Origin of the sequence: Pseudomonas sp. NFACC43 (genome assembly GCF_900119645.1) — a bacterium.
GTDB lineage: Bacteria > Pseudomonadota > Gammaproteobacteria > Pseudomonadales > Pseudomonadaceae > Aquipseudomonas.
In genome coordinates this window covers 159779-174452 of sequence record NZ_FPKK01000012.1, presented here as the reverse complement: position 1 = coordinate 174452, position 14674 = coordinate 159779, and the positions used below count along the sequence as shown (strand labels likewise).

Here is a 14674-nt window from a genome sequence, read left to right as displayed (position 1 = left end):
TCTTCCGAGAGATCGCCGTCCACGGCCGTAGAGGCCCCCGGGCGGCGATCTTTTGCTTTTTCTCATCCTCCTTTCCGTTGACCTGCTGCAAGAACCCTACTAATGGACCATGGATAATGGCTCTGTAGTGGCGTTTAATGCAGGCATAACAATGAGAAGTGTGGGTGACGAACATGGCGACAGACGGATCTCTGGCGGGTGCTGTGCCTGCCTCGGTATCGGATACCAAGGGCCCGGCGCGCTGGCTGATGCCGACCCTGCAGAGCCTCGCCCTGAGTGCACTGCTGTGTGGCATGGCGCTGGGCGGGTGGTCCTTGTACCTGGTCCTGCCCCTGGCAATGGTGATTGTCTGGTTACCGCGCCTGCGTTCGCGGCTGGCCACCACGCCTGCGGCCGACACCGATGCCGACGCCCTGGCCGGGCTGACCCGCGACCTGTCCTATACCACCAGCCATAACGCCTTGTCGGCGGCGGGCGTAGCCTATTCGGTCAAGCAACTGGCCGGTAGAGTCCAGTCGCAACTCGATGCCGCGGCACAGATCGTCAGCAATGCCGAAGCGATGATCGCCACCGAACAAGCCACCTCGCAACTCAGCCAGCAGGCCCTGGGAGCCGCCAGCGAGGCCCATCGCAGCAGCGTGGCCGGGCGCAGCGAACTGGTGGAATCCATCAGCCGTATGCACCAGCTCAGCCAGCGCGCGAACGACAGTCGCGAGCTGATCGAGGCCTTGAGCGTACGCAGCGATGAAATCCAACGGGTCACCCTGGTGATCCAGTCCATCGCCAGCCAGACCAACCTGCTGGCACTGAACGCGGCCATCGAGGCGGCACGGGCCGGTGAGCATGGCCGTGGCTTCGCGGTGGTCGCCGACGAAGTCCGTGGCCTGGCTGGCCGCACTGCCGCCGCGACTGGCGAGGTCGGGGTCATGGTGGCGGATATCCAGCAACGCACGGCCCAGGTGGTCGAGCAGATCCGCCAGTTGGCCGGTGACCTGGACAGCGGCGTCCAGCAGGTCGAGCACACCGGACAGCACTTGGAGAACATCGCCCGGCTGGCCGCCGGTGTCGAGAATCAGGTCAGTGCCATCGCCCAAGGCACCGACACCAACCGCGAGCAGCTCGACAGCCTGTTCCATGCCATCGAGCAGATGCGCAGCGACCTGTCCGTCAGCGACCAGCAGACCCAGCGTCTGGCCGAGGCGGCCGTGCAGATGGAAGGCCAGGCCGAGACCATCAGCGAGCGTCTGGCCGAGGTTGGCCTGGACGATTATCACCAGCGCATCTATGACCTGGCCCGGGAAGGAGCGCGCCAGATCGCCGCGCAGTTCGAGGAGGATGTCGACCAGGGACGGATCAGCCTGGACGACCTGTTCGACCGCAGCTACCAGCCCATCCCCAATACCCAACCGGCCAAGTACCAGACCCGTTTCGACCGTTACACCGACCAGGTCCTGCCGGCCATCCAGGAACCCTTGCTGGCCCGGCACGAGGGCCTGGTCTTCGCAATCGCCTGCACCCAACAGGGTTATGTGCCGACCCATAACAAGGTCTTCAGCCAGCCGCTGACCGGGGATCCCCAGGTGGACACGCTGAACAACCGCACCAAACGCAAGTTTTCCGATCGTACCGGGATCCGCTGCGGCAGCCACCAGCAGCCGGTACTGTTGCAGACCTACACCCGTGATACCGGCGAACTGATGCACGACTTGTCCGTGCCGATCATGATCAAGGGGCGTCACTGGGGTGGACTGCGACTGGGGTATAAACCCGAGAAGCCGCGCTAGGCGCTGTACGAAAACCTTGATACTCGTTCATGCTGCGTTGAAAGCAGCCGCGCCTGGCCTTCGTTTCAGGACTCTGGTACAGAGCCCGGGCGGAGTAAGGAAGTGGGAGCACGTTCGCTCCCACGGGGCGCTTCATTCAGTTGGCGTCGTGATTATTTGCCGTCATGCAGGCGCACGTTCAGTTGGTCCACCAGCACGGCCTCTTCGCCATCGGCCAGCAACCACTCCCTGAGCAGGTCTTTCTGTTGATCCGACCAGAAGTCGGCTTCCACCAGCTTGGTCTCCGGCGCCAGCGGATGCGCCATGATGAAATCGTCGATGGCTTTGCCGTCCGAGGGCAGGCCCAGTTGATCGAACAGGGTCGAAAGTTCGTGAGAGGGCTGTTCCATGGGATTCTCCTTTGGGCGTGCGCCGGGATGGCGCTGGGTTGCACTCCTTTATCTGAGGCAAGCGGGCGCCAGGAGTTCTATCGCTTGTGTCCCGATGTTCAAGCGCTCTGTTCGAGGTGCCTGGCCAGGTAGCAGGCTTCGTTATGATCAGCGCGGAAACCTCTTACACGTCCGGTTGATGTTTCTTCAATATGGAAAAAACACTTGCCGGCCAGGACGACCCGATAACGCGGTTGAAACAGGCCAACCTTGAGGTCATCGGCCCCGCCGAGGGGCTCATGGGGGGCGAGGTTGCGAGGCGTGGCGGGTTGGATCGGGGTTGTGAAGGCGTCCATGTGAATTCCTTTTCTATGGCTTACCGACGAATTGCCGGGTATTTCAAGTAGTCTCCGTGCCCACGGCTGCTCTAGAATCGGCAGCACCGTATGGACGGTGGTGCCTATCTAAAGCAATTTTTTTCAGGCTCGATGTCAGAAAAATGCTTTTTTAAGTCTGAAATTTCCCTAAAGTTAGTAGTCCGACCTTTTCCGATGTGCAGAGTGGAGATTTCCTTCAGCCCCTGACGCTCCTTGGGAAAGGCGGCGAGAGTGGCAATCCTTTAGTCTTCTCTCGCCCTGGGACAGGGTACGCCGTTCACTTCGAATTTCAGTGACAGGTCCATTGCGACGATACAGTCGGCACGGGTTCTTGTGGTCCGTCCGTTGTGTGGAACGGACCATTTTCAAAGATGGGGATGTTTCCTTGGCAGTAAGTAATCTCGACATGCATGCGTTATTTGTACTGGGTGACCTTCGGGCAAAACTGGTCAAACTCTTTCAGTCGCGTTTCGTCTACATCACCGAGCAGACCGCCGAAGGTATCTATGTCGCCGAAATCGATACCGAATCGGCCCTGGTGGTCGATGACAAGCAAAGGCTCGAGCTCAAGGTCGGTGACCATTTTCGCGCGGCGGTGTTGCCAAGTCGTGAAGGCGGCAAGTTTGAAATCAGGTTTCGCGAGATCAAGCTCACGGTCTATGGACTTGGCGACTATGCGTTTGTAACGACGCCGGGGGGCGAGGCGATCCTGTTCAAGGAAGGCCATAGCGTGGTCACCGTGTTCGCGGCGCGCGAACAATTGCAGGAAGGCTTGACCAAGACCCTGAAGGCCGTCACCGCCAAAGCCGCGAAGTGGCGCAAGGGTGAACTCGTGACATTCAAGGCCAGTGAATGACAGATGCAAGGCCGGTGAAAAAATGTAGGAAGCGGGGCTGCGCAAGTTCCCAACTTCCACGCCGGTAACAGTTTTCACAAGATCTCGCTGGAACCTCGGCTACAGTCAGTTGACTGAACTATTCACACGCTTGCGTTCGGTTACGCAGGATCGTTCAGCTATCGCTGTGTCTGGCATGAGGTGCAATGCATGAAACGAGTTCGACAGTGGCTGGCTGCCTGGGCCACCTTCGCTGTGTTGGTTTCACCACTCCCGGCATCGGCCGCATCCGCGCCGATCCACTTCGCCGACTTGAACTGGGAAAGTGGCAGCCTGATCACCGATATCCTGCGGATCATCGTGGAGAAGGGCTACGGCCTGAAAACCGATACATTGCCGGGCACCACCATTACCCTGGAAACCGCCCTGGCCAACAACGACATCCAGGTGATCGGGGAAGAATGGGCCGGACGCAGTCCTGTGTGGGTCAAGGCCGAGGCCGAAGGCAAGGTGGTCGCCTTGGGCGATACGGTCAAAGGCGCGACCGAAGGCTGGTGGGTACCCGAGTACGTCATCAAGGGCGACCCGGCCAAGGGTATCAAGCCCCTGGCGCCGGACCTGCGCAGCGTCAGCGACCTGGCGCGATACAAACATGTGTTCAAGGATCCGGAGAGTCCGGACAAGGGGCGTTTCCTCAACAGCCCCATCGGCTGGACTTCCGAGGTGGTCAACAAACAGAAGCTCAAGGCCTATGGCCTGGCCGACAGTTTCGTCAACTTCCGCAGCGGTTCCGGTGCGGCGCTGGATGCGGAGATCACGTCCTCGATTCGCCGAGGCAAGCCGATCCTGTTCTATTACTGGTCGCCCACGCCCCTGCTTGGAAAGTTCAAGCTGGTGCAGCTGGAGGAGCCGCCATTCGATGCCGAGGCCTGGAAAACCCTGACCGATGCCGACAACCCCAATCCCAGGCCGACCCGCTCCCTGGCCTCGAAACTGTCCATCGGCGTATCGACCCCGTTCCAGAAACAGTATCCGGACATCGCCGAGTTCTTCAGCAAGGTCGACCTGCCCATCGATCCGTTGAACAAGGCCCTGGCGGACATGAGCGAAAAACGCATGCCCCCGCGCGAAGCCGCCGAGGCTTTCCTCAAGGCCCATCCACAGGTCTGGCAGGCCTGGCTGCCCAAGGATGTGGCGGACAAGGTGGCGGCGGGGCTGTAGGCATTCGCCTGGCGGCGGGTTGAACTCTTGATCCTGAGCAATGAGGGTTTCGCGCGAAGCTGGCAATCTGCGCCGGTCCAGCGAAATATCAAATTCGAGCTAGGATGAATGTTCAACCTTTTCCAGGAGACTGGCGAATGACGCTGTTATTGGCTCGGTCGCTGGTCGCGGTTTTCGCGGCCATCAGCTTGATCCATATGTATTGGGCCCTGGGCGGACGCTGGGCCGCCCTGGCGGTGGTGCCCCAGGTGCCGGTGCAGCACGGACAGGCGCTGCGCCCGGCGTTCGATCCATCGGGCTGGTTGACGCTGCTGGTCGCCCTGGGACTGCTGTTGATCGCGCTGCTGGTAAGCCTGCGGGTCGGTCTGCTGGCGCCGCCGGTCACTCATCGGGCGCTCCAGTGGCTGATCAGCGCGATCGCCTTGCTGATGTTCGCCCGGGCCATTGGCGAGTCGAACCTGGTGGGCTTCTTCAAGGAGGTCAAGGATTCGACGTTCGCCAGGCTCGACACCTGGATCTACTCGCCCTTGTGCGTCGTGCTCGGGGCCGGGTTGTTGACGGTGGCCTGGGCCTGAGTCGGGTCACCGGCTAACTGTCGGATCCTGTCCGCCTGCTGCTCACTTCCGCCGGCACATCATCCCCGGCCATGCGCTTGCGGAACAACGCCGCCCGGGCCAGCAGCAGGGTGGTCACCGGTACGGTGATCGACAGCAGGATCGGGATCAGCCAGGCATGCAGCACCGGCCCGGACTTGAGCGCCGAGAAATACAGGATCGAGGCCAGTGCCACGCACCAGGCGCCCAGGGTCGAAGCCAGCGCCGGAGGATGCATGCGCTGGAAATAATCCTTGAGCCGCACCAGGCCAACGGCTCCGACCAGGGCGAACAGGCTGCTGAGCACCAGCAGGATCGCCACTGCGGCTTCGACCCACATCGACAATTGGCCATTCATTCGATCACCTCCCCACGCAGCAGGAACTTGGCCAGGGCGAACGAACCGACAAAGCCGAACAGGGCGATCAGCAACGCCGCTTCGAAGTAGGTGTCGCTGGCATAACGAATGCCCAGCACCAGCATCATCAGCATCGCAATGATGTAGAGATAATCCAGGGCCAGTACCCGATCCTGTGCCGATGGGCCCTTGAACAGTCGCACCAGGGTCAGCACCATCGCCAGGGAGAACAGGAAAAGACTCAACAGGATCGAGTTGGACAGGAACGGGCTCATTGGAAAATCTCCATCAAGGGGCGCTCATAGGTGGCCTTGAAGTGGGCGATGAACGACGCTTCGTCTTGCAGATCGAACACGTGCATCAGCAGGATGCTGCGGTCCAGTGCCAGTTCCGACCAGACTGTCCCGGGGATGACCGTGGTGATCATCGACAGCGCGGCCAGGCCATTGGCGTCATGCAGATCCAGCGGCACCTTGACGAAGCACGAGCGAGGTGGGCGCCGTCCGGCGTTCAGCACGCTCCAGGCCACTGCCAGGTTGGACAGCAGCACGTCGCGGCCCACCAGCAGGAACAGCCGAAGCACCGTGCCGGGGCGTCGGATACGAATGGGCCGCGGGCGCAGCGGACGCATCATCAGCGGCGCGAGAAAGCCCAGCGCCGCCCCCAGCAGCAGATGGCCGGGGCTGACCGTCAGGTTCAACGCCAGCCACAGTCCCCAGAGTGCCAGGGACAGCCAGGGTGCGGGAAACAGGCGTTTCATGGCTGCACCTCCCGTGACGCCGTGCTGGCGTCGGGGCTGGGAATGGCGCGGGTGGAAAGCACCGACATCACATAATGTTCCGGATTGTTCAGTGCCTGGGCAGCCTCCTGGGTGTAGCGCAACAGCGCCTCGGCCTTGAAGGTCAGTCCGATTCCCAGGCCCAGCAGAACGATGATCGGCAGGCATTCGAACGGCCTCAGCAACGGCGATGGCCGCTCCTTGGGCGTCCAGAAGCGCTGGATCCCCAGGCGCGAGAAGGCGACCAGCGAGGCCAGGCCGGACAGGATCAGCAAGGCCAGCAGCCCCCATGCCTGATACGAGATGGGGCCGCCACTGGTTCCAAGACCCTGGGGATTGAGCAGTGCGTTCAACAGGCCCAGCTTGCCGATGAAGCCCGACAGCGGCGGCATGCCCACCACCAGCAAGGTACACGCGATGAAACTCAAACCGAGGAACGCCAGGGTCCAGGGTATCACTTGCCCGACCACGGCCTTCTGTTCGTCATCGAGGTTGGTGCCCTTGGGCGGTTGCAGGGATTCCAGCGGCCGAGGCAACGTATCGAACTCGTCTTCCAGGGGCAGTTCGTTGGCCGAACGCGAGCGTTCGATCAGTTCGGCCAGCAGGAACAGCGCACAAAGCGCCAGGGTCGAGCTCACCAGGTAGAACAGCGCCGCGCCCACCAGGTTGGGCTGGGCGAACCCGATGGCCGACAGCAGGATGCCGGCCGATACCAGGATGCTCAGGCTGGCCATGCGCTCCAGCCGCTGGGCCGCGAGGATGGCGATGGCCGCGCAAACGATGGTGGCCATGCCTGCGTAGATCAGCCAGTCGCCGCCGAAATAGGCCGAGGCACCGGCCTGGCCGGAGAACAGCAGTGTCCACAGGCGAAGCAGGGTGTAGATGCCCACCTTGGTCATGATCGCGAACAGTGCCGCCACCGGAGCGCTGGCGGCACTGTAGGCCGGCACCAGCCAGAAGTTCAGCGGCCACATGCCGGCCTTGGCCAGGAACGCCACGGCCAGGATCGCCGCGCCGGCATGCAGCAGGCCTCGATCGGCTTCCGGTACCAGCGGTACTTTCAGGGCCAGGTCGGCCATGTTCAGGGTGCCGGTGACGCCATAGATCAGCGCCGCACCGATCAGGAACAGCGAGGAGGCCAGCAGGTTGATGGAAATGTAATGCAGCCCCGACGACACCCGTGCCCGTCCCGAGCCGTGCAGGAGCAAACCGTAGGACGCGGCCAGCAGCACTTCGAAGAACACGAACAGGTTGAACAGGTCCGCCGTGAGGAAGGCGCCGTAGAGGCCCATCAGCTGGATCTGGAACAGCGCGTGGAAGCTTGCGCCAGCGCCGTGCCAGCGGGCCGTGGCGAACAGCAGGGTGCATACGCCGATGATGCCGGTCAGCACCAGCATCAGGGCCGACAGCCGATCGACCACCAACACGATACCGAAGGGCGCCTGCCAGTTGCCCGGCAGGTACACGCCGATGGAGGCGGGCAGGGCCTGGTCCTGGGTCCAGCCCAGCAACAGCACGGCGATACCCAGGCCCAGGAGGCTGGAGAACAGGTTGATCCGGGCCTTGAGCGGGCGATGCTTCTCGCCCAGCATCAGCATCAATGCGGCGGTCAGCAGCGGCAGCAGGATGGGGGCGGCGATCAGGTGAGGCGTCAACATCATTCCCTGGGCTCCCGGCCGTCCACATGGTCGGTGCCGGTCAGGCCCCGGGAAGCCAGCAACACCACCAGGAACAGCGCAGTCATGGCGAAACTGATCACGATGGCGGTCAGCACCAGGGCCTGGGGCAACGGGTCGGTGTAGTGCAACAGGTTCTGGGGCACGCCGTCCTTGATGATCGGCTCCTTGCCGATGAACAGGCTGCCCATGCTGAAGATGAACAGGTTGACGCCATAGGAGAGCAGGCACAGCCCCATGACCACCTGGAAGGTCCGGGGCCGCAATACCAGCCAGACTCCGGAGGCGGCCAATACGCCGATTGCGATTGCGATGACTTCTTCCATCAGGCGGCTCCTGTTCCGGTGTGTGCCACGGGCTTGGGCTGCAGGCCCGGTTTATGGGCCCGCACCGACTGGTGGGCCAGGGCAGTGAGAATCAACAGGGTCGAACCGACCACCACGGCATACACGCCGATGTCGAAGAACAGGGCACTGGCCAGGTGGATATCCCCCAGCAGCGGCAGTTCGAAGTGCCAGGTGTGGGTGGTCAGGAAGGGGTAGCCGACCAGCATCGCCCCAAGGCCGGTGGTCGTGGCGAACAGCAGCCCGGTGCCCATCCAGCGCAATGGCCGCAGGCTCATCTGGGCCTCGACCCACTGGGTGCCGGCCACCATGTACTGCAGGATGAACGCCACCGACATCACCAACCCGGCGACGAAGCCACCTCCCGGCTGGTTGTGGCCGCGCATGAACAGGTAGAACGACACCACCAGGGCAATCGGCAGCAGCAGGCGCACCAGCACCGACGGCACCATCATGAAGCCCAGCGCGGTGTCGCTGGCATGCCGTGGGTTGACCAGGTCGGTGACCACGTCCGGCGCCAGCAGGCGCTGTTGCGCCGGCAACTGCATGCTTTCCTTCGGTGGTCGGAACCGCCGTAGCAGCGCGAATACGGCCAGGGCGACCGCCACCAGTACGGTGATTTCGCCCAGGGTATCGAAGCCGCGGAAATCCACCAGCATCACGTTCACCACATTGCTGCCGCCACCTTCAGGCAAGGCCCGGCTGAGGTAGAACGAGGAAATGTCGTTGGGGGTCTGGCGCGTCAGCATCGCATAGGACAGCAAGGCCATGCCGCCGCCTACCGCGATGGACAGCAACAGGTCGCGCAAACGGCGCACCCGCGCGCGTCGTTCGCTGTTGGGCAGGGGCGATGCGTCCTCGATCCGCCGGGGCAGCCAACGCAGGCCGAGCAGGATCAGCACCGTGGTCACCACCTCGACCACCAGTTGAGTCAAGGCCAGGTCGGGCGCCGAGAACCAGACAAAGGTAACGCAGGTCATCAGGCCGCAGACGCTGACCATGGTCAGGGCCGCGAGCCGGTGGTACTTGGCTTGCCAGGCCGCGCCCAAGGCGCAGGCGATTGCCAGCAACCACAGGGTGACGAAGACGATGGAGCCGGGAATCTTCGGCCGGTCGCCCCAGACCAGCGTGCCGTGCGACATCGGAATCAGTCCGGCCAACACCGCGACCAGCACCAGCAGGAACAGTTGCGCCTGCAGCCTCCGGGTACTGATTTTCCGTTCCAGCCGACGGCTCTGGCGCATCATCAGCACCAGGCTGCGTTCGAACAAGCGCTTGCCGCTGAGCCGGCCGATGAGGGGCGGTCGCTTGATCTGCCCGCGCTTGAGTTGCTGGCGCAGCAGCAGGTACAGCACGATGCCGCCGGACATTGCCACCAGGCTCATGATCATCGGCGCGTTCAGGCCATGCCAGATCGCCAGGCTGTACGAGGGCAGCGGGCCACCGAGCACCGGCAACGCGGCCGCGGCAAGCAGCGAACCGACCACCTGGACCGGGAAGATTCCCACCAGCAGGCAGGTGAATACCAACAGCTCCACTGGCGCCCGCATCCAGCGCGGCGGTTCGTGGGGGGTATGGGGCAGGTCGGTGGCGGTGGGCCCGAAGAACACGTCCACGGTAAAGCGCAAGGAATAGGCGACGCTGAAGGTACCGGCAATGGTGGCGATGATTGGCAGCGACAGTTCGATCCAGGCCGTGGCGGAAATGAACACCGTCTCGGCGAAGAACATCTCCTTGGACAGGAAGCCGTTGAGCAATGGCACCCCGGCCATTGCCGCGCTGGCCACCATGGCCAGGGTGGCGGTGAACGGAATCAGCCGGACCAGGCCGCTGAGCTTACGGATATCCCGGGTGCCGCTTTCGTGGTCGATGATCCCGGCGGCCATGAACAACGAGGCCTTGAAGGTGGCGTGGTTGAGGATATGGAAGACCGCCGCCACGGCGGCCAGCGGACTGTTCAGGCCCAGCAGCAGGGTGATCAGCCCCAGGTGGCTGATGGTGGAATAGGCCAGCAGTCCCTTGAGGTCGTTCTGGAACATCGCGCAATAGGCGCCCAGCAGCAAGGTGCAGGCCCCCGCGCCGCCGACGATGTAGAACCACTCTTCGCTGCCCGACAACGACGGCCACAACCGTGCCAGCAGGAAAACCCCGGCCTTGACCATGGTCGCCGAGTGCAGGTAGGCCGATACCGGCGTGGGCGCGGCCATGGCGTGGGGCAGCCAGAAATGGAAGGGAAACTGAGCGCTTTTGCTCAGGGCGCCGATCAGGATCAGCGGCAAGAGAATGGGGTAGAGAGCGTGGTCACGGATGATATTGCCGGCGGCCAGGACCTTGTCCAGGTCGTAGCTGCCGACCACATGGCCGAGCAGCATCACTCCCGCCAGCAGGCACAGCCCGCCGGCCCCTGTCACCATCAAGGCCATGTAGGCGCCGCGCCGGGCATCGGCGCGGTGGTGCCAGTAGCCGATCAGCAGGAACGAGAACAGGCTGGTCAACTCCCAGAAAAACACGATCTGGATCAGGTTGCCGGAGATCACCAGTCCGAGCATGGCGCCCATGAACGCCAACAGGAATGCGAAGAAGCGCGGCACCGGATCATCCGGCGACATGTAATAGCGGGCATACAGCGAAACCAGCGTGCCGATACCCAGTACCAGCAGGGAAAACAGCCAGGCGAAACCGTCCAGGCGCAGCACGAAGTCCAGGCCCAGGCTGGGCAGCCATGAATAATGCTCACGGATCACGCCACCGTCGACGATCTGCGGATACAGCAGTGCCACCTGGACAGTACCGACCAGGGCCACCAGGCCAGCCAGCACCGATTCGGCGTTACGGGCGTTGTGCGGCAGCAGCGCCGCGACACAGCTGCCGATGAAGGGCAAAAGTAATAGAACTATCAGAGACATAGGCTTCTATTCGGCGGGTTCAGGTTGGGATCATACGTGGCGCATCCCGGATCACCAACCGCGAGGGTGTCGCAGAATCCTACAAGGTAGACGGAGTTTTCCTGTTTTGTGGTGTTTCAGCCTGGAAGCGGTGAGCGTTGCCAGGGCAGGCGCCTTGAAAAGAATCCGCACTCCGGCCCCGGAGTGCCTCATCCCCGTTCAATGATCGCCGGGGATGGTCCGAGCCTGGCGTAGAAGACGCTTGCGCCTTGGACAGGTCTTTCCGACGTTCGGGCGATGCCTCAACTCTCGCCCTCGGGCACCTCATCCACCACGACGGCATCCTTGTTCCGGGTCTTCAGTTCGCTGACGATCACCGCCGCCACGATCAGCCCGGCACCCACCAGCGCAATCGCCGGCAACCGCTCGCCCGCCAGGCGCCCGGCGATGCCGGCCCACACCGGTTCACCGGCGTAGATCAATGTGGCACGGGTAGGCGAGACGCTTCTCTGCGCCCAGTTCATCGCCACCTGGATCGCCGCGCTGGCCGCGCCCAACCCTGCTGCACTGAACAGCAGGAACCAGGAAAAGTCCGGGATCGTTTCCTGGGTCGGTACTACCATCGAAAATGCCAGCACCGCCGTGCTCGCCAGTTGCACCACGGTAACGCGACGCACATCGACCTGGCCGGCGTAAGTGCTGATCAGGATGATTTCGGCGGCAATCGCGATGGCGCTGATGAGCGTGGCGATCTCTCCGGGGCTGAAGTTCAGCGAGGCACCGGCGGGGCCCGATACCAGCAAAAGCCCCGTGAACGCCAGCATGATGCCGATGCTGGGCATCAAGCCTGGCCTGCGGCCCAGCACCAGCCACTGCAACAGCGGCACGAAGGGAACATAGAGCGCGGTGATGAACGCCGACTGGCTGCTGGGAATGCTTTGCAGGCCCACGGTCTGCAAGCCGTAGCCGAGCATGATCGCCACGCCGATGAAAGCGCCGGCCTTGAGTTCGAACAGAGTCAGGTCGCGCAGGTGACGCCAGGAGAACAAGGCGACGAATGCCGCCGCGGCGGCGAATCGCAGGCCGACGAAGAACATCGGGCCGCTGACCGTCATGGCGTGCTGGACCAGCAGGAAGGTCCCACCCCAGATCATGGTGATCAGCACCAGCACGCATTCAGCCTTGCTGAGCTGCAGGAAACGGGAGGGAGCCTGTGGGGAATTCACCGATGTCATGACCTTGCGCGCCAATGGAGGCGGACGCACAATGCGTCCGAAAGTTGAGCAGTATAGTGCGCAACCCCATGGAACGAGCAATCCCAGTGCATAAAGATCACGGCCAGCGGGCATCCGTCCTGCAACACGTCAGCCAGAATGTCCGGCGCTTGCGCCATGCCGCGCAACTCAGCCAGACCGCGCTGGCGCAACTGTCCGGGGTGAGCCGGCGGATGCTGGTCGCCATCGAGGCCGGGGAAAAGAATGTCAGCCTGACCACCCTGGACCGGGTCGCCGAAGCCCTGGACGTCGCCTTCAGCGATCTGATCCAGGCCCCCGATGCCCGGGATCCCAGCCGGATCGATGAGTTGGCCTGGGCCGGCGCGATCCCCGGCAGCAAGGCCGTGCTCCTGGCCAAGGCCACGGCCACCCGTGAGGTGGAACTGTGGGAGTGGCGCCTGGAGCCCGGCGAGTCTTATCAGTCCGAGCCCGACAACGATGGCTGGAGCGAGCAACTCTACGTATTCGAGGGATGCCTGACGCTGCTGTTGGGCAGTGATGAACGCCGGATCGGTGCCGGTGAGTTTTTCATGTTCGCCAGCAACCAGCCCCATGCCTATCGAAACGATGGCCCGGTGGCGGCGAGATTCGTACGCAACGTGGTGATTTGACCCTGGAGATCGGTATGGACACAACGTTGGAGCGACAGGGGCGCGACCTCATCCGCGAAGCCGAGATCCTGATCATTGGCGGCGGCCTGAGCGGTGCCATGCTGGCCGCGCAGTTACTGCGCCTGCCGGGCCGGCGCGAGGTGCTGATCGTCGAGCCGCGCAGTGAACTGGGCCGGGGCGAAGCCTACAGTGCCGTGGAACCGGGCCATACCTTGAACGGCAACGCGGCGCGCATGAGTGTCGACCCGGACAACGCCGATGACCTGACCCAATGGCTCACCGCGTTCATCGAAGCCGGCGGCTGGCCCGAGTCGGGCCTACAGCATGTGCCGATCAGCGAATTGTTCCCACCCCGGGGGATATTCGGCCTCTATGTGCAGCAGCGCCTGGCCGAGGCTCGCCAGTTGGGCGCACAAAACGGTTCGACTGCCGAGCACGTGCGCGGGGAGGCCGTGGACCTGCGGCTTGCCGACGATACCGTGATGGTGACGCTGGACGACGGCCAACTCTTGCGTGGCCGTTTCGCCGTGCTCGCCACCGGCATGTTCCCGGCGGCGCGCACTCCGCAGACCGAATCCAGCGGCTTGAATGCCGCGGCCCTGGATCCCTGGGATGTGGCCGCGATGCGCCAGCTCGACCCGCAGTCCACGGTGTTGATCATCGGCTCGGGACTGACCATGGTCGACGCCGTGGTCTCCCTGGAGCAGGCCGGGCACCGGGGGCCGATCGAAGTGTTTTCCCGGCATGGCCTGCTGCCCCACGTGCGCCGCCAGCCACCGGCCTGGGTGGATTTCCTCGCTGAAGATCACAGCCTGCGTTCGCCCCGCCAACTGATGCGGGCCCTGCGCGAGCAATGCCGTCAGGCCCAGGCCCTGGGGATCGATTGGCAAGCGCCGCTGGACACGGTGCGTGCGCATATCGGGCGTTTGTGGAACCAGGCCAGTGACGTGCAGCGCCGGCAGTTCGTGCGGCATGTCCGGCCATGGTGGGAGAGTCATCACCATCGTTCGCCGCCGTTGAGCGCGGAGCTGGTGGCGCGTTTGCATGGGGAAGGGCGATTGCGGATCCAGGCGGCGTCGTTCAAGGGCCTGGCGTCGTCTCCCGAGGGCACAGTGGGTATTCACATCCGCCACCGGGGACAAGCCGGCCTGACAGTGGTGCAGGGCGCGGCATTGATCAACTCCAGCGGTATTGAATATGACTGGCGCCGCGTGGCGCGACCGTTGCCGCAGCAGCTGCTGGCTCGCGGACTGATCCAGCCGGGGCCGTTGGCCCTGGGCATTGCCGCCCGGACTGACGGTGCGGTGCTGGACGCCCAAGGAGCGCCCGCCCGGCGGCTGTTCGCCATGGGGCCGCCGTTGCGGGGGATGTGGTGGGAAAGCACTGCCGTGACCGACGTGGCGAGCCAGGCCAAGGCGCTGGCGGCGCGGTTGGTTGAGTTGCAAACCCAGGTTTGAGTTGAACACGGTCCCTTGTGGCGAGGGGATTTATTCCCGTTGGGTCGCGCAGCGGCCCCAAATTTAGCCTGACACACCAAGGACGCATTTTTAGGGGCGCTTTGCACCCCAAC

At 63.4% G+C, this 14674-nt stretch carries 14 protein-coding genes and 1 pseudogene; 6 read left to right on the top strand and 9 right to left on the bottom strand.

The window, feature by feature from the left end:
- The first annotated feature begins 173 nt into the window (after nt 1–173).
- Nucleotides 174–1784 carry a methyl-accepting chemotaxis protein gene (locus tag BT179_RS20255; RefSeq protein ID WP_072396174.1) on the top strand — a complete coding sequence of 537 codons (1611 nt, stop codon included), beginning with the start codon at nt 174–176 and terminating at the stop codon, nt 1782–1784.
- Between the two features lie 152 nt (nt 1785–1936).
- On the opposite strand, the gene BT179_RS20250 is transcribed toward BT179_RS20255, so the two are convergent.
- Together BT179_RS20250 and BT179_RS20245 are read right to left on the bottom strand one after the other, a co-directional pair.
- Nucleotides 1937–2173, bottom strand: coding sequence for a DUF2789 family protein (locus BT179_RS20250; protein WP_072396176.1), 237 nt, complete (start codon nt 2171–2173; stop codon nt 1937–1939).
- A gap of 98 nt (nt 2174–2271) precedes the next feature.
- The gene (locus BT179_RS20245; RefSeq protein WP_072396178.1) at nt 2272–2508 is read right to left on the bottom strand and encodes a hypothetical protein; all 237 of its coding nucleotides are present in this window, start codon (nt 2506–2508) and stop codon (nt 2272–2274) included.
- A gap of 427 nt (nt 2509–2935) precedes the next feature.
- On the opposite strand from BT179_RS20245, the gene BT179_RS20240 reads away from it, so the two are divergent.
- From BT179_RS20240 to BT179_RS20230, 3 genes are all read left to right on the top strand, one after another.
- Nucleotides 2936–3385, top strand: coding sequence for a hypothetical protein (locus BT179_RS20240; protein WP_072431459.1), 450 nt, complete (start codon nt 2936–2938; stop codon nt 3383–3385).
- A gap of 189 nt (nt 3386–3574) precedes the next feature.
- Complete coding sequence (locus tag BT179_RS20235) at nt 3575–4585, top strand: ABC transporter substrate-binding protein (protein WP_072431460.1); 1011 nt, start codon at nt 3575–3577, stop codon at nt 4583–4585.
- A 137-nt stretch (nt 4586–4722) separates the two neighbouring features.
- Nucleotides 4723–5160 (top strand): DUF3995 domain-containing protein, encoded by a 438-nt coding sequence (locus BT179_RS20230; protein ID WP_072396184.1) that lies wholly within the window; start codon nt 4723–4725, stop codon nt 5158–5160.
- A 13-nt stretch (nt 5161–5173) separates the two neighbouring features.
- On the opposite strand, the gene BT179_RS20225 is transcribed toward BT179_RS20230, so the two are convergent.
- From BT179_RS20225 to BT179_RS20195, 7 genes and pseudogenes are all read right to left on the bottom strand, one after another.
- Entirely contained in the window at nt 5174–5536 is a 363-nt protein-coding gene (locus BT179_RS20225) for a Na+/H+ antiporter subunit G (protein ID WP_072396186.1), read from the bottom strand.
- Nucleotides 5533–5811 carry a K+/H+ antiporter subunit F gene (locus tag BT179_RS20220; protein ID WP_072396188.1) on the bottom strand — a complete coding sequence of 93 codons (279 nt, stop codon included), beginning with the start codon at nt 5809–5811 and terminating at the stop codon, nt 5533–5535. Before BT179_RS20220 ends, BT179_RS20225 begins: the two co-directional genes overlap by 4 nt.
- Nucleotides 5808–6296, bottom strand: a complete 489-nt coding sequence (locus tag BT179_RS20215; RefSeq protein ID WP_072431461.1) for a Na+/H+ antiporter subunit E — start codon at nt 6294–6296, stop codon at nt 5808–5810. Before BT179_RS20215 ends, BT179_RS20220 begins: the two co-directional genes overlap by 4 nt.
- Nucleotides 6293–7975 (bottom strand): monovalent cation/H+ antiporter subunit D, encoded by a 1683-nt coding sequence (locus BT179_RS20210; protein ID WP_072431462.1) that lies wholly within the window; start codon nt 7973–7975, stop codon nt 6293–6295. Before BT179_RS20210 ends, BT179_RS20215 begins: the two co-directional genes overlap by 4 nt.
- Nucleotides 7972–8316 (bottom strand): Na+/H+ antiporter subunit C, encoded by a 345-nt coding sequence (locus BT179_RS20205; RefSeq protein ID WP_030141296.1) that lies wholly within the window; start codon nt 8314–8316, stop codon nt 7972–7974. The genes BT179_RS20210 and BT179_RS20205 overlap by 4 nt, the downstream gene beginning before the upstream one ends.
- Entirely contained in the window at nt 8316–11240 is a 2925-nt protein-coding gene (locus BT179_RS20200) for a monovalent cation/H+ antiporter subunit A (protein WP_072431463.1), read from the bottom strand. Before BT179_RS20200 ends, BT179_RS20205 begins: the two co-directional genes overlap by 1 nt.
- A 281-nt stretch (nt 11241–11521) precedes the next feature.
- Nucleotides 11522–12524: pseudogene (locus BT179_RS20195) on the bottom strand (DMT family transporter).
- A 16-nt stretch (nt 12525–12540) separates the two neighbouring features.
- Here BT179_RS20195 and BT179_RS20190 point away from each other — a divergent pair.
- Nucleotides 12541–13104 (top strand): helix-turn-helix domain-containing protein, encoded by a 564-nt coding sequence (locus BT179_RS20190; protein ID WP_072396247.1) that lies wholly within the window; start codon nt 12541–12543, stop codon nt 13102–13104.
- Between the two features lie 14 nt (nt 13105–13118).
- Nucleotides 13119–14561 carry an FAD/NAD(P)-binding protein gene (locus BT179_RS20185; protein WP_072431465.1) on the top strand — a complete coding sequence of 481 codons (1443 nt, stop codon included), beginning with the start codon at nt 13119–13121 and terminating at the stop codon, nt 14559–14561.
- Nucleotides 14562–14674 lie beyond the last annotated feature (113 nt).

What these genes read in the sequence shown, in the direction of transcription:
- BT179_RS20210 (WP_072431462.1), bottom strand. Translation starts at nt 7,975, where the DNA reads ATGATGTTGACGCCTCACCTGATCGCCGCCCCCATCCTGCTGCCGCTG.
- BT179_RS20230 (WP_072396184.1), top strand. Translation starts at nt 4,723, where the DNA reads ATGACGCTGTTATTGGCTCGGTCGCTGGTCGCGGTTTTCGCGGCCATC.
- BT179_RS20185 (WP_072431465.1), top strand. Translation starts at nt 13,119, where the DNA reads ATGGACACAACGTTGGAGCGACAGGGGCGCGACCTCATCCGCGAAGCC.
- BT179_RS20215 (WP_072431461.1), bottom strand. Translation starts at nt 6,296, where the DNA reads ATGAAACGCCTGTTTCCCGCACCCTGGCTGTCCCTGGCACTCTGGGGA.
- BT179_RS20245 (WP_072396178.1), bottom strand. Translation starts at nt 2,508, where the DNA reads ATGGACGCCTTCACAACCCCGATCCAACCCGCCACGCCTCGCAACCTC.
- BT179_RS20225 (WP_072396186.1), bottom strand. Translation starts at nt 5,536, where the DNA reads ATGAATGGCCAATTGTCGATGTGGGTCGAAGCCGCAGTGGCGATCCTG.
- BT179_RS20220 (WP_072396188.1), bottom strand. Translation starts at nt 5,811, where the DNA reads ATGAGCCCGTTCCTGTCCAACTCGATCCTGTTGAGTCTTTTCCTGTTC.
- BT179_RS20255 (WP_072396174.1), top strand. Translation starts at nt 174, where the DNA reads ATGGCGACAGACGGATCTCTGGCGGGTGCTGTGCCTGCCTCGGTATCG.
- BT179_RS20200 (WP_072431463.1), bottom strand. Translation starts at nt 11,240, where the DNA reads ATGTCTCTGATAGTTCTATTACTTTTGCCCTTCATCGGCAGCTGTGTC.
- BT179_RS20205 (WP_030141296.1), bottom strand. Translation starts at nt 8,316, where the DNA reads ATGGAAGAAGTCATCGCAATCGCAATCGGCGTATTGGCCGCCTCCGGA.
- BT179_RS20240 (WP_072431459.1), top strand. Translation starts at nt 2,936, where the DNA reads ATGCATGCGTTATTTGTACTGGGTGACCTTCGGGCAAAACTGGTCAAA.
- BT179_RS20235 (WP_072431460.1), top strand. Translation starts at nt 3,575, where the DNA reads ATGAAACGAGTTCGACAGTGGCTGGCTGCCTGGGCCACCTTCGCTGTG.
- BT179_RS20250 (WP_072396176.1), bottom strand. Translation starts at nt 2,173, where the DNA reads ATGGAACAGCCCTCTCACGAACTTTCGACCCTGTTCGATCAACTGGGC.